The organism is Pseudomonas sp. F8002 (assembly GCF_013385495.1).
Classification (GTDB): domain Bacteria; phylum Pseudomonadota; class Gammaproteobacteria; order Pseudomonadales; family Pseudomonadaceae; genus Aquipseudomonas.
Genome location: NZ_JACAPW010000018.1, coordinates 17,408 through 35,563, shown reverse-complemented (window position 1 = coordinate 35,563; position 18,156 = coordinate 17,408). Strand labels below are relative to the sequence as shown.

Sequence of the window (18,156 nt, the reverse complement as noted above, 5' to 3'; positions counted from 1 at the left end):
CCGCAGCGCAGGAGTCGACCATGGGGCACGATAACGACAAAAAAACTGCGGTCATAGGTATGAGTAAAGCTGATGCTTTCACACAAGCGGGGAAAACCGCTGTGTTGCAGAACATCCACGGCACCCTGCAATTCCTGCAACGCTTCCCGCCGTTCAACCAAATGGAAAACGCCCACCTGGGATTTCTGGTAGAGCAGTGTCAATTGCGCTTCTACGGCCCCGGCGAGAGCATCCTCAAGCCCTCGGGCGGGCCGGTGGAACACTTCTATATCGTCAAGCAGGGGCGCGTAGTCGGCGAGCGGCCGGACTCGACAGAAACCACCTTTGAAATCACCACCGGTGAATGTTTTCCGCTGGCGGCGCTGCTGGGGGAGCGGGCCACCCGTACCGAGCACAAAGCCGCCGAAGACACCTTCTGCCTGCAACTGAACAAGCCGGCCTTTATCAAGCTGTTCGCCCTTTCCAGCGCGTTTCGCGACTTTGCCTTGCGCGGCGTGAGCAGCTTGCTGGACCAGGTCAACCAGCAAGTCCAGCAAAAGGCCGTGGAAACCCTCGGCACCCAATATTCGCTGAACACCCGCCTGGGCGAATTGGCCATGCGTCACCCGGTCACCTGCAGCCCGCTGACGCCGCTGCGTGAAGCGGTCACGCAAATGCACGAGCAGCAAGTGGGCAGCATTGTGATCGTCGATGAACACAAGGCGCCCCTGGGGATTTTCACCCTGCGGGACCTGCGCCAGGTGGTGGCCGACGGCACCAGTGATTTCAACCAGGGCATCGAGCGCCATATGACCCAGGCGCCGTTTTTCCTCACGCCGGACCACAGCGCCTTCGACGCGGCGATTGCGATGACCGAACGGCATATCGCCCACGTGTGCCTGGTCAAGGATCAGCGCCTGTGTGGCGTGGTGTCCGAGCGTGACCTGTTTTCCCTGCAGCGGGTGGACCTGGTGCACCTGGCGCGCACCATCCGCAATGCGCCCAGGGTCGAAAACCTGGTGGCGATTCGCGGCGAAATCGGCCAGTTGGTGGAGCGCATGCTCGCCCACGGCGCGTCGTCTACGCAGATCACCCACATCATCACCTTGCTCAACGATCACACGGTGTGCCGTGTCATCGAGTTGACCCTGGCCGACAAGGGCGACCCGGGCGTGCCATTCAGCTGGCTGTGTTTCGGCAGCGAGGGCCGCCGCGAGCAGACGCTGTATACCGACCAGGACAACGGCATCCTGTTCGAAGCCCGGGACGCCGCCGAAGCCGCCGAGATTCGCGGGCGCCTGCTGCCGCTGGCACAACAGATCAACCAGAGCCTGGCGCTGTGCGGCTTCAGCCTGTGCAAGGGCAATATCATGGCCGGTAACCCGGAGCTGTGCCTGTCCCGGGCGGAATGGGCGCGGCGCTTTGCCGGGTTTATCCGTGAGGCGACGCCAGAGAATCTGCTGGGTTCGAGCATCTATTTTGATTTGCGGGTGGTGTGGGGCGATGAGCAAGGGTGCGAGCAACTGCGCCAGGGCATTCTCGACCAGGTGGCAGACAACCGTTTGTTCCAGCGCATGCTGGCCGAGAACGCGTTGCGCCAGCGCCCGCCGGTAGGGCGCTTCCGGGATTTTGTGTTGACGCGCAAAGGCGCCGACAAGGCAACCCTCGACCTCAAGGTGCAAGGCCTCACGCCATTTGTCGACGGTGCCCGTCTGCTGGCATTGGCCAACGGCATCAGCGCCATCAACACCCTGGAGCGCTTGCGCCAACTGGTGGCCAGGGAAGTCATCGAACGCCTTGATGGCGCCGCCTATGAAGAGGCCTATCACTTCATCCAGCAAACCCGCATGCAACAACACCAACTGCAAACCCGCGAGAACCTGCCCTACTCCAACCGCGTCGATCCCGACAGCCTCAACCACCTCGACCGGCGCATCCTGCGCGAATCCCTGCGCCAGGCCCAACGCCTGCAAGGCAGCCTGACGTTGCGGTATCAGCTGTGAGCTGGTTTGGCTGGTTGCGCAAACCCAAACCTGGCCTGGATGCGGCGCAACAACGGCGCGTCGAACAATTGCCCACACCTGGGGAGCTGGGGGACGGTTCGCTGCGGGCCCAGCGCTGGGTGGTGGTGGACCTGGAAACCAGCGGCCTGAACCTCAATCGTGACCAGGTGCTTTCGATTGGCGCCGTGGTGATCGAGGACGGCGCAGTGGACTTCTCGCAATTGTTCGAACGCACCCTGCACCGGGCCGAGACCAAGCTCAACCCCAGCGTGCTGATCCATGGCCTGGGGCCCAGCGCCATTGCGGCGGGCAGTGACCCGGCAGAAGCGCTGATGGACTTCATGGAGTTTGTCGGCGACAGCCCGCTGCTGGCGTTTCATGCGCCCTTCGATCAACACATGCTGTGCCGGGCACTCAAGGACAGCCTGGGCTATCGCTTGAACCACCCGTTCCTGGACGTGGCCGACATCGCCCCGCTGCTGTGCCCCGACGCCAACATCCGCGAAGCCGGGCTGGATGACTGGATCACGCATTTCAAGCTGCAAGTGGGCGAGCGTCACCATGCCAGTGCGGATGCGCTGGCAACGGCGGAACTGATGCTGATTTTGTTCAGCCGCGCACGGCAGCAGCAGATCGACAGCCCGCACGCGTTACAACAGCGCCTGGGCCAATGGAAACGCCGCAAGCAAGCCCCCTCATTCTAATGGTGGCGAGGGAGCTGCTCCCGCTGGGGTGCGAAGCGCCCCCAAATCAGCCAACCCATTTCCAACTGAATAAATGCACTGCCTGGATTACGACTGCTGCGCAGCCGAGCGGGAGCAAGCTCCCTCGCCACAGTAAGCGGCATCATCATGATAGATAGCATTACGCCGCCGCCCGACCAACGCCAATTGCACCCGCCTTACACCTCTGCCACAATCGCGAATAATTCTCGTTAGTTTAAACTTTCCGATCGGTGTCGCCTTGTCGTCAATCCAAAGTCCCCACAGTGAGCTTGTTGGCGCGTTGTACCGCGACCATCGCCGCTGGCTGTTGGCGTGGCTGCGACGCAACGTGGCCTGCCCCAGCCGCGCCGAAGACCTCAGCCAGGACACCTTCATGCGCCTGCTGGGCCGTGAAGAACTGCGTGAACCCCGCGAGCCGCGGGCGTTCCTGGTGGCCATCGCCAAGGGCCTGCTGTTCGATTATTTCCGCCGCGCCGCGCTGGAACAGGCTTACCTCACCGAACTGATGCTGATCCCGGAAAGCGAGCACCCGTCCCCGGAAGAACAGCAACTGATCCTCGAAGACCTCAAGGCCATCGACCGCCTGCTGGGCAAACTCTCGAGCAAGGCCCGCGCGGCCTTCCTCTATAACCGCCTGGACGGCATGGGCCACGCCGAAATCGCCCAGCGCCTGGGGGTTTCCGTGCCCCGGGTGCGGCAATACCTGGCCCAGGGTATCCGCCAGTGCTACATCGCCCTGTATGGCGAGCCGCTGTGAGCCCGGTCAGTTCCAAGCCGGTGTCGGCGCGGGTGCTCGACGCGGCCATTGCCTGGCAACTGTCCCTCGACTCGGGCGACGGCAGTGCCGTGGAGCAGGAAGAATTCGCCAAATGGCTGGCCAGCAACGAAGAACACGCCCGCGCCTGGCGCCAGTTGGGCATGCTCGATCAGCGTTTCAGTGTGGCCTCGGGCCCGGCCCGTGCGGCATTGCTGCAGTCACGCGAAGGCATTCGCCGCCGCGTGCGCAAGCTCGGCAGCGGCCTGGCCAGTGTGGTGCTGGTGTGCGGCCTGGCATTGTTCGTCGGCCAGCGCTACGTGCCGCTCAACTATTGGCTGGCCGACCAGCGCACCGCCACCGGTGAACAGCGCACCCTGAAGCTGGCGGATGGCACCGTGATCAACCTCAACACCCACAGCGCCATTGACGTGCGCTTTGACGAGAAACGTCGGCTGATCGTATTGCAGGAAGGCGAGATCCTTGTCGAAACCGGCCACAACGACGCCCGCCCGTTTTTTGTCGAAACCCGCGAAGGCAGCCTGCGCGCCCTGGGCACACGGTTTATCGTCAAGCGCGAGGAAGATGGCACCCGCCTCAGCGTGTTGCAGTCTGCCGTCGGCGCACAGCCTGAAGCGCTGCATCAAGAGCAGATCTTCAAGGAAGGCCAGCAAGTGCTGATGCGCCGCGACAGCCTCGGCCCGATGCTTGCCGTCAGCCCCGGCACCGACGCCTGGACGCGCGGCATGCTGGTGGTGGACAACGCGCGGCTCGGCGATGTGGTTGCCGAACTGAGCCGCTACCGCACCGGTTACCTGGGTGTGGATAAACAGGTGGCCGACCTGCGGATCACCGGCAGCTTTCCGTTGCACGACACCAACCTGGCACTGAACGCGCTGCTGCCGACCTTGCCGGTGCAGATTCAACAACACACGCCGTGGTGGGTGACGGTGGCGCCCAAGCCGTAGGCTCCTGTGGTGCATAGGCCATTGTCATCGCAGGCAAGCCAGCTCCCACAGGTGGAATGCGTTCCCCTGTGGGAGCTGGCTTGCCTGCGATGAGGCCCTCAGAAACAGCACTCACCCACTAATAGAAATTATTTTCATCGAGCCCTATCACTTTTTGCATCTCGCTCGGCACATAGGCAATTGAGAAATATTTCCATTCAGGAGCCGCCCTATGTCCCGCACGCTAGACACCTTGTTGCGCCCCAGCCTGTTGGCCGTGGCCATTGCCCTCAGCGCCCCGCTGGCCAGCACCCAGTTGCTCGCCGCCGAACAAGCGTCCAGTGTGCGCGCCTACAATCTGCCGGCAGCGTCGCTGGCCACCACCCTGAACCAGATCGCCAGCCAGGCCGGTTTGGCGCTGACGCTGAACCCGGGGTTGGCAGCGGGCAAGACTTCCGCGCCGGTAAAAGGGCAATTCGATGCACAAGGCGCATTGCGTGAAGCGTTGCGCGGGACCGGACTGCAACTGGAGCAAAGCAGTGCAGGCACGTTCAGCCTGGTAGCGATCCCGGATGGGGTCGTGGCATTGCCGGAGACCAGCATTACCGGCCAGGCCGACGCGGAAAGCGCATGGGGGCCGGTTGATGGTTACCTGGCGACCCGCACCGCTGCCGGCACCAAGACCGATACCGCACTGGTCGAAGCCCCGCGTTCGATTTCCGTCGCCACTCGCCAGCAAATGCAGGACCGCAACGTCCAGAACCTGGATGACGCCGTCAAATACATGCCCGGTATCGTGTCCGCCAGCTACGGCAGTGACACCCGCTACGACTGGATGCGTGTACGCGGCTTCGAACCCACCCAGTTCCTCGACGGATTGCCGCTGCCACGCGGCGTGTATGCCAACCCGAAAGCCGAAACCTGGAACCTCGACCGCCTTGCGCTGCTGCGTGGGCCGGCCTCGTCGGTCTACGGCCAGACGCCACCGGGTGGCCTGCTGGATATGGTCAGCCGCCGCCCCAGCGCTGAATCGAGCAATGCCATCCAGGTGCAGTACGGCAGCGACAACTACCGCCAGATCAACTTCGCCAGCACCGGCAAGATCGATGATGAAGGCCAGTTTCTCTACGGCCTCAGCGGTGTGGTGCGCGACGCCGGCACCCAGGTCGATCACATCGACAACAAGCGCTACAACATCGCGCCCAGCCTGACCTGGAATATTGATACCGACACCAAGCTGACGTTCCTGTCGCAGTTCACCCGCGACGATACCGGCGCCACCAGTCAGTTCCTGCCCATTGTCGGCACCAAGATCAAATCGCCGCTGGGGGACATCTCTCATCACAAGAACCTCGGCGACCCGGACTACGAGTACTACGACCGCACCTACTACGCGCTGGGCTACGCCTTCGAGCATCGCTTCAACGATACCTGGCAGTTCAAGCAGAACCTGCGTTACACCAAGTCGGAGCTGGCTTTCCAGCAACTGACCGTGGGTTCCTACGGTTACTCGACCATTGATGCCGAGGGCAATACCAGCCGCGGGTCGACCAACGTCGACGAAAACATCGGCCAGTTCGCCGTCGACAACAATTTCCAGGCTGACTTCGCCACCGGTGATATCACCCACACGCTGTTGCTCGGCCTGGATCACCAGCGCACCGACACCTCGTACCTGTCGATCTTCGGTGACGGCGGCACAGTCAACCTCTACAACCCCGTCAACACCAAGCCGGTGGTGCGTCCGGCGCGCTCCACCGCTTATTACGACTACAACCAGAAAACCATCCAGACTGGCCTTTACGCCCAGGACCAGATGGCCCTGGACAAGTGGCGCCTGACTCTTGGCGGGCGTGAAGACTGGGTGCACCAAGGCACCACCTACTTCAACAAAAACGATGCAACCAATACCGACCGCAGCAAGAACTTCAGTGGCAACGCCGCGCTGAGCTATGTGTTCGATTCGGGCTTCGTTCCGTACCTCTCCTACGCCGAATCGTTCCAGCCAGCGAGTAACGCCAGCGTCTCGCCAACCGAGTCGTACAAACCCACCGAAGGCAAGCAATGGGAATTGGGGGTCAAGTACCAACCACCCGGCTCAAATACCCTGCTGAGCGCCGCGGTGTACGACCTGACCCAAAAGAACGTGCTGGTTACCAGCTTCGGCGCCGGTGGCCAGTCGATCACCAACCAGACCGGCGAAGTGAAGGTCAAGGGCCTGGAATTGGAAGCCGTCTCTGACGTGACCGAGAACCTTAAGGTCATCGCGGCATACACCCTGGCCAAATCCGAAGTGCAAAAAGGCCAATACAAAGGCAACCGCCTGCAACTGATGCCAAACCAGCAAGCCTCACTGTGGACCGACTACACCTGGCACGCCGGTGTGCTCGACGGTTTCGGCATTGGCGCGGGTGCCCGCTACACCGGCAACACCTATGGCGACCAGGGCAACACCTGGCTGGGCAAGGCCAATGCCTACACCGTGTTCGATGCCTCCGTGCATTACGACCTCGGCCGCCTGGACAATAGCCTCAAGGGGGCTTCGGTGAAACTGAATGCCACCAACCTGTTCGACAAGGACTACATTTCCACCTGCGATGCTTCCTACTGCTACTACGGCGACCAACGCAGCGTCGTCGCCAGTGCCACCTACCAGTGGTAATCGGCTGAGTTAACAACCGGGCCGCCCCCGTGGGCGGCTTCGGTGTGTCTGAAGGCTAGAAAATGAAAAGCAAAACCATCCGCCGCTGGTCCTTCATCCACACCTGGACCAGCCTCGTCTGCACCGTATTCCTGCTGCTGCTCGCCCTCACCGGCCTGCCGTTGATCTTCCACCACGAGATCGACCACCTGCTGGGCAACGAACCCGAGCTGGCACAGATGCCCGCCGATACCCCACAGCTGAACCTCGAACAGCTTGTTGCCAAAGCCCAGGCCCATCGCCCCGGCGAAGCCATGCAATACCTGGCCTGGGACGAAGACGACAAGAACGGCGTGATCGCGATCATGGCCGCCACCGCCGGCACCGAACCCAATTCCTCCCACACCTTCATGCTCGACGCCCGCACCGGCGAGGCCGTGGAAACGCCTTCGGCCAACGGCGGGCTGACGATGTTCCTGCTGCGCCTGCACGTCGATATGTTCGCCGGGCTGCCGGGCAAGTTGCTGCTGGCGTTCATGGGCATTCTGTTTGTGCTGGCGATCATCTCCGGCACGGTGTTGTACCTGCCGTTCATGCGCCGGCTGAAATTCGCCACCGTGCGCCAGGACAAATCCACGCGCCTGCGCTGGCTCGACCTGCACAACTTGATCGGCGTGGTCACCCTGACCTGGGCGCTGGTAGTGGGCGTGACCGGCGTGATCAGCGCCTGCGCCGACCTGATCATCGCCGCGTGGCGCACCGACAGCCTCAGCGCAATGATCGAGCCTTACAAAAACGCCCCGCCGCTGACCCTGCGCGCCCCCGCCACCGACCTGCTGACGATTGCCGCCAAGGCCGCGCCCGGGATGGAGCCGGACTTTATCGCGTTCCCCGGCACGCGTTTCTCCAGCGAGCATCACTACGCGGTGTTCATGAAAGGCAGCACCCACCTGACTTCACACCTGCTGACGCCGGTATTGATCGACGCCAGCAACCTGCACGTCACCGCCATCGCCGAACGGCCGTGGTACATGGACGCCATGGGCATGTCCCAGCCGCTGCACTTCGGTGACTACGGCGGCATGCCAATGAAGATCCTGTGGGCGGTGCTGGATGTGCTGACCATCATCGTCCTGGGCAGTGGCGTGTACCTGTGGCTGGTGCGGCGCAAGGCGGCCAAGTCATGAAGCCGAGGCAATCGAGTTTCTGGAAGGTATTCGGCATTCCGCTGGCCATCGGGTTGTTGAGTGCTGCCGGATTGTTTGCGGCATTGCTGGGGGACGGCTTGTGGGATTCGCTGAGCTGGGTGGGGCTGGGCATTCCGGCCGCCATAGGTAGCTGGGCGTTGCTCAAGCGTTGAGATAGATTAGCGCTGCCCTTTTCCGAGGAATGCCCATGTCCACCCCCAGCATGACGTTGTTCCACAACCCTGCCTCGCCGTTTGTGCGCAAAGTACGGGTGTTGTTGCACGAGACCGGCCAACTGGACCGCGTGACGTTGCACGCCTGCGTGCCGACGCCGGTCAAGCCTGACGCGGAGGTGATCCAGGACAACCCGCTGGGCAAGATCCCCGCCCTGCGCCTGGCCGATGGCAACGTATTGCATGACAGCCGGGTGATCCTCGATTACTTCGACTATCAACATACCGGGAGCCCGCTGATCCCCCGTAACGGCCCGGCCCGCTGGCGGCGCCTGACCCTGGCCTCGACCGCCGACGGCATCATGGATGCCGCCGTGCTGGTGCGCTATGAAACCGCCATGCGCCCCGAGGAAAAACACTGGGACCTGTGGCTGGAAGGCCAGCGCGACAAGATCCGCCGCGCCCTCGACATGCTCGAACAGGACGCCATCGCCGAACTGGCCGGGCTGTTTGACGTGGCCGCGATCAGCGTGGCGTGTGCACTGGCTTACCTGGACTTCCGCCACCCGGACATGCAGTGGCGGTCGAGCCATCCGAAGCTGGCGGCGTGGTATGCCGAGGTGAGTCAGCGGCCGTCGATGCTCCAGACCCAGCCACCGGTTTAACCTGCTGCAAGGGTTCTCTTGTGGTGAGGGAGCTTGCTCCCGCTGGAGTGCGAAGCGCTCCCAGGATTTTTGGGGCCGCTGCGCAGCCCAGCGGGAGCAAGCTCCCTCGCCACAGCAAGCTCCCTCGCCACAAAAAGCTCCCGGGCCTCGGGAAACAGTGCATTGATCCGCATCATCAACGTTGCTCCGACCTGCTGATCTTCCCGCAACCCCAACGACCTACTCATCACACACCTCCTTGCGCTTGCCCACCCCATACCAATCCAGCTTGCGGGTCAGCACCATCACCGTGCCCAGCAACCCGAACAGCAGCAACGAGCCCATCAACAACGCGTAATCCTCGGCACTCAGCAACCCGTACAGCAAGCCATACAACGCCGCCAACCCTGCTGAAAACCCCAGGCCATGGGCGACACTGCGCAGCACATGGCAGACGTAAAACCCGATCAGCAACACACAGGCCGCCGCCGATATCAGGTAAGCCGGGCCAAACCCGATGTGCTCGGACAACGACAACAGCAGCAGGTAGAAAAACGCCAGGGCAAACCCCACCAGCGCGTACTGGATCGGGTGCACCGCCAGGCTCTTGAGCACCTCGAACAGGAAGAAACCGGCAAACGTCAGGGCAATGAACAGCAGCGCATATTTGATCGCCCGATCGCTCTTGAGGTACTGGTTCACCGGGTCGATAAAGCTCACGCCGAAGCTGCGGCTGTTGAAGTCGTCACAGCCGCGCTCGGCCAGGCAACCGCGCAGTGCTTCTTCCAGGTTGGTGGAGAAGAATGTGGTCTGCCAATTGGCGCTGAAGCCTTGGGCGGTGACCTCGCGCTGGGTCGGCAGGAAGTTGCCGATAAAGCTGGGGTGCGGCCAGTTGGACGCGAGCTTGACCTGGCTGGTCTTGCCCACCGGCACCACTTGCAACTGCTCGGTTCCTTGCAGGCGCAGGTCAAAGGCGAAGTCAAAAGGTGACGGATTGTGGCTGTCCTGCTCGGGCAGCATCACGTGCACACCCTCCCCCAGCCAAGCCACTTGAGTGCCCGGGGAAAACGCCAGTTGCTGGCTGCCCAGCTCCAGCTTCAACGCATTTTCGATGCCGCGAATGTCGCTGATACCCACTGCCAGATACGCCGGGTCAAAGCGGTAATCGGCAAAGTTTTCCGTGATGCCCCACTGCTCCGGCAACACAAACCGCCCACTGATACGGCTGTCGGCGTGGAACAACCGCGCCTGGTAGATGCCCCGGGCCCGCACTTCGGTTTGCACCTGCCCGTCGAGGGCAAATTGCTCCGGCAGGAAATACAGATGACCACGCACCTCGCGGGTTTCTTCGTAGCGTTCGTTGAGCTTTTCATTGAGCTTCCACTCCCGGACGGTCTTGCGATAAGGCACCACCAGCACCGGGCCATTGAGGCGCTGGCTGTAGCTGGAACTGCGGGCGATATCCTGCAAGACGTCGTCGCGCAGTTGCTGACGGTCGGTAATCACCCCATGGATCATCAGCAATGGAATCAACAACAGCACGATCAGCAGCGCGATGGCGCCCAATTTGAAAAGCAGATTGCGGTTCATGAAGCTCTCCCTGTTTTGATGGGGGAGAGTCTGGCGGGCGCTTAAGGGGGATTTATGAAGGGAATGTGGAGACTGTGTGGAGATGCAGTTTTACCTGCACGCCGCCAGGCACGTTGCCGATCTGCAGTGAGCCGCCGTGCAGCTTCATCACCTCTTCGACAAAATTCAGCCCAAGTCCGGTGCTCTTGCGCCCGCTGGCCGGGCGCGGCAGGGAATAGAAGCGCTCGCTCAGGCGCGGCAACGCGTACTCGGGAATCGGCTCGGCCTGGTTGAACAGGGTGAATTCGATCCCGTCATCCAAGGCCTTGGCGCCGAACCGCAATGTGCCACCGGGCGGTGTGAAATCCAGCGCGTTTTCCAGCAGGTTACCCAGTGCCTGGCGCAGCAGGAACGGCTCGCCGTACACCTGCAGATCCGCGGCAATCGCCTGCTCGACCTGCAACCCGGCGCCTTCAATGCGCGCACATTGAGCCCTGAGCACTTCGTCCACCAGCGCCGCCAACGACAGGCTGGCCTGGTCCTCAAGGCCCTGGCGCTGCTCCACCTGCGCCAGGTTCAGCAGGCGTTCGATCAACTGCTGCAAGCGTGCACTTTCACTGTCGATATTGCTCACGAAACGCTGCTGCTGGTCACGGGACATGTCGCCCTGCAACAGTTCCGCCGCACCACGAATCGCCGCCAGCGGGCTTTTCAATTCGTGGGTCAGGGTGTGCACATAACGTTCGACGTACGCCTTGCCTTCCAGCTGGGTGCGCATGTGTTCCACGGCGGTGGACAACTGCTCCAGTTCACCGCCGCGATAGTGCGGCAACTCGGCACGCCGGCCTTCACTCACCGCCTGGGCATACGCCGTCAGCCGGCGCAGTGCGACACTCAACCACCACGACAACAGCGCACCAAACAGCAAGCCCAGGGCGACCAGCCCGGCGCCGTACCACAGCAGCCGGTCTTCGGTGCGGTCCACATAGGGTTGCAGTGAACTGTTGGGCTTGGCCACAGTGACCACGCCGATGATCTGCCCGTTATCGCGGATCGGCGCGCCGACGTGCATCACCGACGAAGCGGGGTCATCCAGTTCGCTGCGGGTCGAGCGCGCACCGTATTCGCCGCGCAGGGTCAGGTACACGTCATTCCACTTCGAGTAATCCTCGCCTACGGCCTCGCCGCTGGAGTCCAGCAGCACAATGCCCTTGGCGTCGGTGACGTAGATGCGGTGGTTGACCTGGTTTTTCGGCAGGCCCCAGATATTCGCGCCGGGCTGACGCTCACCGTAGGCCTTGAGCAGTTCGGGCCAGTGGCTCTGGCCGAGGGTGCCGTTCTTCACATCGTCGCGCAGGATTTCCGCCAGCAGGTTGGCGGTGTCCACCAGGGTTTCCTCGGTGGACTGGCGCACGCCGGGGCGGATTTCCTTCATCACGGTGCTGAGTACGAAGTAGCCGGTCAGGCCGATAAACAATGCGTACACCAGGAAGAACCGAATCCCCAGGCGCATCAGCTGTTGCCCGGGCTGTAGCTGTAGCCAAGGCCACGGTGGGTCTGGATGGGCTCCGCCTCGGGCGCCACCGCACGCAATTTGCTGCGCACGCTTTTGATGTGGCTGTCGATATTGCGCTCGTAGCCTGCGTCCGCCGCCACGCCCACCGCATCCAGCAGTTGCTCGCGGCTGAACACGCGCTCGGGTTGCTCCAGCAGGCTGTGCAGCAGACGGAATTCATGGCGAGTGAGGCTCAGGGGCTGGCCGCGATAACTGATCTGCATGCGCTCCAGGTCCACCTGGAACACCGCCGGAGCAGCACCGGGGCCCACGCGCTTGAGAATGGCCCGTACCCGCGCTGCCACTTCCCGCGGGCTGAACGGCTTGACTACATAGTCGTCAGCGCCGATCTCAAGACCCACCACGCGGTCGATCTCGCCGTCCCGGGCGCTGAGGAACATCACCGGTACTTCGCTGAAACGCCGCAGTTGCTTGCAGGTTTCGAAACCGGTGATGTCCGGCAGGCCGATGTCGAGGATGACCAGGTCCGCCGGGGTTTGCCGCTGATGGGCCAGCGCCGCCTGGCCGAGGCTCAACCAGGTGGTGGTGAAGCCCTCGCCTTGCAGGGCGAAAATCAGCGTGTCGGCGATAGCCGCTTCGTCTTCGACAATCAGGATATGCGCCATGGTGTTCCGTCAGCAGTCCGGTTTGTCCGCAGTGTAACGGCGGGCCGGGTTTACCGCAGCGCCGAATTCACGCAGGGCCTTGGCGCCGATCAGCAGCGGGTAGTTGAAGCTGCTGCGGTCGGTGAGGTTGACCTCGACGGTACGCTTGACGTTGCCCAGGCACATTTCCAGGTCGATCACCGGGCGCTTGGCCACAGTCGCTTCGTCCTTGTCGTCATCTTCGTCGGCGCGGCTCTTGATTTTGCTGATGCGCGAAACCTTGTGCTCGTACACCTTGTTGGTGGCGTCCTTGCCGCCGAGGCGGAAGCGTACCCAGTCGTCGCCATCACGGGTGAAGGTCTCGATGTCCCGGGCCGACAGCGAGGCGGTCAGCGCGCCGGTGTCCATCTTGGCCTTGAAGGTCTCACCGATTTCCGGCAGTTGGATGTATTCGTAGCGACCGTAAAGGGTCGGCTCGGCGGCCATGACAGGCAAGGCCACCAGCGTTAGCAGGGCAAGGATGGATTTCACGTAGGAGGTTTCCTTGAAATAAGTGGGCCAATTCTAGACTGCAAATTCGCTGCTTAGTTAGATCACAGAGCATACCCAGCCCGCTGTGAAACATTCGTAAGCTTATTTGCGATTTGGCCTCTAGACCCAAGCTGCTTATCATGGCGGGCCAAAAATGATTCCAAGAGTTACTTATGCGCCGCCTGCTCACCGGCTGTTTCGTCACATTGCTGCTGTTGCTCAACACCCTGGTGCTGTTCGGGCCGCTGATGGTGTTTGCCCTGCTCAAGCTGGTGGCCCCCGGTCGCTTTCGTGACTATGCGTCCTGGGCCGTCATGTGGATCGCCGAAACCTGGGCCGAGATCGACAAGCTGATCTTCGCCCTGTGCATCCCTACCCAATGGGACATTCGCGGCGGCGGCGACCTGCGCGTTGATACTTCTTACCTGGTGATCAGCAACCATCAATCCTGGGTCGACATCCCCGCACTGATCCAGGCCCTCAACCGGCGCACGCCGTTCTTCAAGTTCTTCCTGAAAAAGGAACTGATCTGGGTACCCTTCCTGGGCCTGGCCTGGTGGGCGCTGGATTACCCGTTCATGAAGCGCTACAGCAAGGCGTTCCTGGCCAGGCACCCGGAACTGGCAGGCCAGGACCTGAAAATCACCAAAGAGGCCTGCGAGTTGTTCAAGCGCCAGCCGGTCACCGTGGTGAATTACCTGGAAGGCACGCGGTTCACCCCGGCCAAGCGCAAACAGCAGGCTTCACCCTTCGAGCGCCTGCTCAAACCCAAGGCGGGTGGCGTGGCGTTCGTGCTCGCGGCGTTGGGTGAACAGCTGGATGCGGTGCTCGACGTCACCGTGGTTTATCCACAGGAAAACATTCCGGGCTTCTGGGACTTGATCAGTGGTGCGGTGCCGAAGGTGATCGTGGATATCCGTACCCGAGAGCTGGATCCGGCGTTGTGGCAGGGGGATTACGAGAACGATCCAGCGTTTCGCCAGACCGTCCAGAACTGGGTCAACCAGTTCTGGATGGAGAAGGATCAACGTATTCAGGAACTTCTCAAATAAAAACTCCAGGGCCGGCAGGGCTTATGAAACCTACCGTTTCCCACCTGAAGCTCAGGCCAGCGAACGTATGCTTTTTTGCAAAGCATCCCGTACCGGGTTGTCGCCCGAAAGGGAATGTTGGTCAAGAGCCTTCAACGCCGAGCGCAAATCCGCCAATTGCTGAGTGACATCAGCTCCAGAAGCCTCAGCGTCCAACAACGCCTTGAGCTCCGAAACCACTGCATCGGCAGAGGAGCGCAAATTCCCTGGCTCGTTGCGCTGTGCTGTGGATGCCTCAACCTCTTTTGGCCTGCCGTCCTCGCCCTTTACTATGGCAATGCTGTCTTCAGGTAGCTTTCCGCCTGCCCCCTCTTTAGCCGCAGGGACCTCTTTGGGGTTGCCGTCCTCACCCTTTACTATGGCAATGCTGTCTTCAGGCAGCTTCCCGCCTACCCACTTCTTAGCCACAGGGGCCTCTTTGGGGTTGCCGTCCTCGCCCTTTACTAAGGCAAGGCTGGCTTCAGACAGCTTCCCGCCAACCCGCTCCTTAGCCAGAGGGACCTCTTTGGGCTTGCCGTCCTCGCCCTTTACTAAGGCAATGCTGTCTTCAGACAGCTTCCCGCCAACCCGCTCCTTAGCCAGAGGGACCTCTTTGGGCTTGCCGTCCTCGCCTATCACGAAGGCCTTGCCGCCTTCAGGCATGCCTTTTCCGGCTGGCCATTCTTTAGCCCTCGCTTGATCGGAGCGCAAGAGATGCTCCAGCCCAGCCAGGACGTTATTGAGTGCACGATCAGGACGCGACCCATTAGCTACGGCTTTCAGGTCCAGGCGCAGGTTATCCAGAAGAGCCGGGCTCAATCCCAGCTTATGCAGCGCATTGGCGTCAGCCTGCCCGGTCCTGGTGTTCGGCTCTTTGTCAGGGGGTAATTGGGAAACAAGGTTCGTCAAAGGCATCATAGGCAGCAGAGTTTGTAATTCCATCGGATCACCAATAAGTTAGTTGAGCGCCCCCTCAAACAGTCTCAACATAATGCTGCGAAGGGGACTACTGCGTGGCACTGCAACGCCCCACAGTTCCTGACACCTAGCTACAAGGCATTACAGCGACAATCCAACTCATGACGAAAGAGGACAGCAAAATAACTGTAGGACATGCACTCCTTTGGCGAGCAGCGCGGTTAACCGCCGGTGCCCCAAGCCTGAGCCAGTTTGCCCAGCACCGATTCGCTGGCGCCCTGGCCGCCCAGGTATTTCAGGATAACCGGCGCAAACTGGCCCACCATCCCGCTGTCCATGCCCAGCGCGCTGAACGCAGTGTTCAAGTCATTGGTGTTTTTCACGTTACCCAACACGCCATCCAGGCCCGAGGTCTTGCTGCCGCCGCTCTGGCCGAGCATGCCGCTCAGGGCGCCGAGGCTGCCCAGGGAGTTGCTGCCGGAGAGCTTGTCCAGGCCCGGTACGCTTTTGGTCAGTTGCGAGTAATCACCGCCGCCCAATTTATTCTTGGCCAGGCCCAGCATTGCGCCGGTACCACCAACGGCCTGCTCAGGGGTCACGTTCAATTGCGAGGTCAGTGCCTGCAGCAGACCAGCGGTCTGTGAAGTGGGTGCAGCCGCTGCTGCCTTGTCGCCACCTTGTGCACCGGACACGGCATTGGCCACGTCGCCGAGGCTGAAACCTGCCGCAAATACCGGGCTGGCCGCCACGGTCAACAGGCAGGACAGGGCAAAACCGCGTGAAATCTTCATCAAGACAACCTCTGAAAGTAAGCGCAAAAAGCAGGAGTTTGACTGGGTACGCCGAAGGATTGTTCCCTCCCTGCAGATTAGTTCAGAAAACCACTGCATCCGATGCGCCTTGCGCTGCGTATATCCACCACGAGCCGCACGGAGGTAGATGGAATGAATGCCCAAGCTGGACTAACCTCAGCCTGCCCTCTTTACCGTGCGCCGTCCCATCGCTCTGTTGCAAGCGCCTGGAGAAGCCCTATTTCGACCCACGATGCAGATCAGCTACGGCAATTGCTGGCCCAGTGTTCACTGGGTAATCGCCAGGCGTTCGAAACGCTCTATCGCAGCGTTTCCCCGCGTTTGCATGGTGTTGCCTTGCGTTTCATGGGTCGCAAGGATCTGGCCGAGGAGGTGTTGCAGGAAAGCTTCGTGCGCATCTGGTACAACGCCTCACGCTATGAGGCCCATCTGTCGGCGCCCATGACCTGGATGGTCAATATCACCCGCAACCTGGCGATCGACCAGTTGCGCAAACACCGCGAACAACCCTTGAACGAAGGCCAGGAGGACGCCACGGCCGACGAAAGCCCCAGCGCCCATGAACAGCTCGACAGCGAGCGTGAAGCCCTCGCCCTGAACCGCTGCCTCGACAGCCTCGAAGGCATGCAGCGCCAGTCGATCACCGTGGCCTACTTCCAGGGCCTGTCGTGCTCGGAATTGGCCGAACATCTGGCCGCGCCCCTGGGCTCGGTCAAATCCTGGATTCGCCGCGGCATGGAGCGCTTGCGCAGGTGCCTTGAATCATGAACTACCAGACCACCGCCCTGCGCCGCGCCCTGGCGGCTGACTACGCCATCGGGCTGATGCCTGCCACCGCCCGCCGGCGCTTTGAAGCGCTGCTGCGGGATGACGCGGCGCTGCGCGTCGAACTCGGGCACTGGCAGGATGCCCTCGCCCGCCTCACCGGGCCGCTGCCTGAACGGCCGGTGCCGGACCACGTATGGGAAGGGATCAAGGCGCGCATTGAGCCGCAAGTGCTGCATATGCCGGCGAAGAAACCGTTCTGGATGAACCTGCGCTTGCTGGTAGCGGCGTGCGGGGTGGTGATCGCGGTGTTGGTGGGTGTGTTGTACCAGCGCGATCTTGGGGTGGAGTACAACGCCACGCTGGTGGCGGCTGATCAGCAGCCGGCGCTGAAGATCCAGGCCTACGCGGATCATCTGCAAGTGGAACCGCTGACCCTGGCGGCTGTGGAGCCGGCCCGCGCGTTGGAACTGTGGGCAATCCCGGCAGGCGGCAAACCCATCTCCCTGGGGTTGTTGCCGGTGTCGGGTAAAGGCCGAATCCAGTTGAGCAAAGAACACCAGGCGCTGCTGACGGCGCCGCTGACCCTGGCAGTGAGCCTTGAGCCTGAGGGCGGCTCGCCGACCGGACAACCCACCGGGCCGGTGCTGTACCAGGGCCAATTGGCATCACTCTGATCCGAGGCTCAATACGACGGATGAGGAACCGATCGCCGTTAACTGGGTCCATGAAAGACTACAAAACATGTCAGGAAGAGCCTAATGACTGCGATCAACCCCCAAGTGATTGAGCACAAGCCTTCATTCTGGAACCGCCCACGCCTGTTCATCGGCGCGTGTCTGGTGGTAGTCGCCGGCGTCGGCGGCGCCCTCTACACCCAGGACAGCGTCAAGGCTGCCGCACTGCTGGTGAACACCACCCAGCAACCGGCCACGCAAATCGTGGCCCACAAGGATTACCTCGAAGTGCAGCCGATTGCCGCCACGGCACCGGCTCCGGACCAAAGCCTGGAGCTGTGGGCGGTTCCGGCTGACGGTACGCCGGTGTCACTGGGCCTGTTGCCGGAAGACGGCAAAGGCATTATCGGCATCAACCCTCGCCAGCAGGAGTCGATCAGCAAGCCGGTGACACTGATGGTCAGCTCGGAAACCAAGGGCGGCTCGGTGAGCAAGCAGCCGACGGGGCCAACGGTGTATCAGGGGGCTTTGGCGATTCGCTGATTCTCCTACCCAACCGCAGATGCAAAAAAGGCGACCCTGAGGTCGCCTTTTTATTTGC

General features: G+C 61.7%; 18 protein-coding genes. 12 read left to right on the top strand and 6 right to left on the bottom strand.

The features are described from left to right. The first annotated feature begins 59 nt into the window (after positions 1–59). The 8 genes from HX811_RS15810 to HX811_RS15775 all read left to right on the top strand — a co-directional run bounded on the left by HX811_RS15810 (position 60) and on the right by HX811_RS15775 (position 9,074). Positions 60–1,982: a putative nucleotidyltransferase substrate binding domain-containing protein gene (locus HX811_RS15810; protein WP_003211088.1), complete on the top strand. Its 1,923-nt coding sequence runs from the start codon at positions 60–62 to the stop codon at positions 1,980–1,982. Next, positions 1,979–2,686, top strand: coding sequence for a PolC-type DNA polymerase III (locus HX811_RS15805; protein WP_003211091.1), 708 nt, complete (start codon positions 1,979–1,981; stop codon positions 2,684–2,686). Before HX811_RS15810 ends, HX811_RS15805 begins: the two co-directional genes overlap by 4 nt. Before the next feature lie 259 nt (positions 2,687–2,945). Beyond that, entirely contained in the window at positions 2,946–3,464 is a 519-nt protein-coding gene (locus tag HX811_RS15800) for an RNA polymerase sigma factor (RefSeq protein WP_134327431.1), read from the top strand. Beyond that, the gene (locus HX811_RS15795) at positions 3,461–4,429 is read left to right on the top strand and encodes a FecR family protein (RefSeq protein WP_177008822.1); all 969 of its coding nucleotides are present in this window, start codon (positions 3,461–3,463) and stop codon (positions 4,427–4,429) included. The genes HX811_RS15800 and HX811_RS15795 overlap by 4 nt, the downstream gene beginning before the upstream one ends. Positions 4,430–4,640: 211 nt before the next feature. Beyond that, a complete protein-coding gene (locus tag HX811_RS15790) occupies positions 4,641–7,070 on the top strand; it encodes a TonB-dependent siderophore receptor (protein WP_134327433.1) in 2,430 nt (809 codons plus the stop codon). A 62-nt stretch (positions 7,071–7,132) separates the two neighbouring features. Further along, positions 7,133–8,236 carry a PepSY domain-containing protein gene (locus HX811_RS15785; RefSeq protein WP_003209218.1) on the top strand — a complete coding sequence of 368 codons (1,104 nt, stop codon included), beginning with the start codon at positions 7,133–7,135 and terminating at the stop codon, positions 8,234–8,236. Next, on the top strand, positions 8,233–8,409 hold the full coding sequence (locus HX811_RS15780; RefSeq protein ID WP_003209216.1) for a hypothetical protein: 177 nt from the start codon (positions 8,233–8,235) through the stop codon (positions 8,407–8,409). The genes HX811_RS15785 and HX811_RS15780 overlap by 4 nt, the downstream gene beginning before the upstream one ends. Before the next feature lie 35 nt (positions 8,410–8,444). After that, positions 8,445–9,074 carry a glutathione S-transferase gene (locus tag HX811_RS15775; RefSeq protein ID WP_177046491.1) on the top strand — a complete coding sequence of 210 codons (630 nt, stop codon included), beginning with the start codon at positions 8,445–8,447 and terminating at the stop codon, positions 9,072–9,074. 219 nt (positions 9,075–9,293) lie between these two features. Here HX811_RS15775 and creD read toward each other — a convergent pair whose 3' ends face one another. Genes creD through HX811_RS15755 form a run of 4 tightly spaced genes read right to left on the bottom strand, consistent with a single transcriptional unit; the run spans position 9,294 to position 13,313 of the window. After that, positions 9,294–10,643: a cell envelope integrity protein CreD gene (gene creD / locus HX811_RS15770; protein ID WP_177046490.1), complete on the bottom strand. Its 1,350-nt coding sequence runs from the start codon at positions 10,641–10,643 to the stop codon at positions 9,294–9,296. Between the two features lie 52 nt (positions 10,644–10,695). Further along, entirely contained in the window at positions 10,696–12,135 is a 1,440-nt protein-coding gene (gene creC, locus HX811_RS15765; protein ID WP_177046489.1) for a two-component system sensor histidine kinase CreC, read from the bottom strand. Further along, positions 12,135–12,803: a two-component system response regulator CreB gene (creB, locus tag HX811_RS15760; protein ID WP_003209207.1), complete on the bottom strand. Its 669-nt coding sequence runs from the start codon at positions 12,801–12,803 to the stop codon at positions 12,135–12,137. Before creB ends, creC begins: the two co-directional genes overlap by 1 nt. Before the next feature lie 9 nt (positions 12,804–12,812). Further along, positions 12,813–13,313: an ATP-dependent zinc protease gene (locus HX811_RS15755; RefSeq protein ID WP_003209205.1), complete on the bottom strand. Its 501-nt coding sequence runs from the start codon at positions 13,311–13,313 to the stop codon at positions 12,813–12,815. Between the two features lie 173 nt (positions 13,314–13,486). Between HX811_RS15755 and HX811_RS15750 the strand changes: the two genes are divergently transcribed. Then, on the top strand, positions 13,487–14,365 hold the full coding sequence (locus HX811_RS15750; RefSeq protein ID WP_177046488.1) for an acyltransferase: 879 nt from the start codon (positions 13,487–13,489) through the stop codon (positions 14,363–14,365). A gap of 51 nt (positions 14,366–14,416) precedes the next feature. Here the strand turns inward: HX811_RS15750 and HX811_RS15745 are convergent, their stop codons facing one another. Together HX811_RS15745 and HX811_RS15740 are read right to left on the bottom strand one after the other, a co-directional pair. Next, positions 14,417–15,046 (bottom strand): hypothetical protein, encoded by a 630-nt coding sequence (locus HX811_RS15745; RefSeq protein WP_177046487.1) that lies wholly within the window; start codon positions 15,044–15,046, stop codon positions 14,417–14,419. A 476-nt stretch (positions 15,047–15,522) separates the two neighbouring features. Then, the gene (locus HX811_RS15740; RefSeq protein WP_177046486.1) at positions 15,523–16,092 is read right to left on the bottom strand and encodes a DUF2780 domain-containing protein; all 570 of its coding nucleotides are present in this window, start codon (positions 16,090–16,092) and stop codon (positions 15,523–15,525) included. Positions 16,093–16,245: 153 nt separating this feature from the next. Between HX811_RS15740 and HX811_RS15735 the strand changes: the two genes are divergently transcribed. The 3 genes from HX811_RS15735 to HX811_RS15725 all read left to right on the top strand — a co-directional run bounded on the left by HX811_RS15735 (position 16,246) and on the right by HX811_RS15725 (position 18,098). Next, entirely contained in the window at positions 16,246–16,881 is a 636-nt protein-coding gene (locus HX811_RS15735; protein WP_032899276.1) for a sigma-70 family RNA polymerase sigma factor, read from the top strand. After that, positions 16,878–17,555 carry an anti-sigma factor domain-containing protein gene (locus tag HX811_RS15730; RefSeq protein ID WP_177046485.1) on the top strand — a complete coding sequence of 226 codons (678 nt, stop codon included), beginning with the start codon at positions 16,878–16,880 and terminating at the stop codon, positions 17,553–17,555. Before HX811_RS15735 ends, HX811_RS15730 begins: the two co-directional genes overlap by 4 nt. 84 nt (positions 17,556–17,639) lie before the next feature. Next, on the top strand, positions 17,640–18,098 hold the full coding sequence (locus HX811_RS15725; protein ID WP_177046484.1) for an anti-sigma factor domain-containing protein: 459 nt from the start codon (positions 17,640–17,642) through the stop codon (positions 18,096–18,098). The last annotated feature ends 58 nt before the right edge of the window (positions 18,099–18,156 follow it).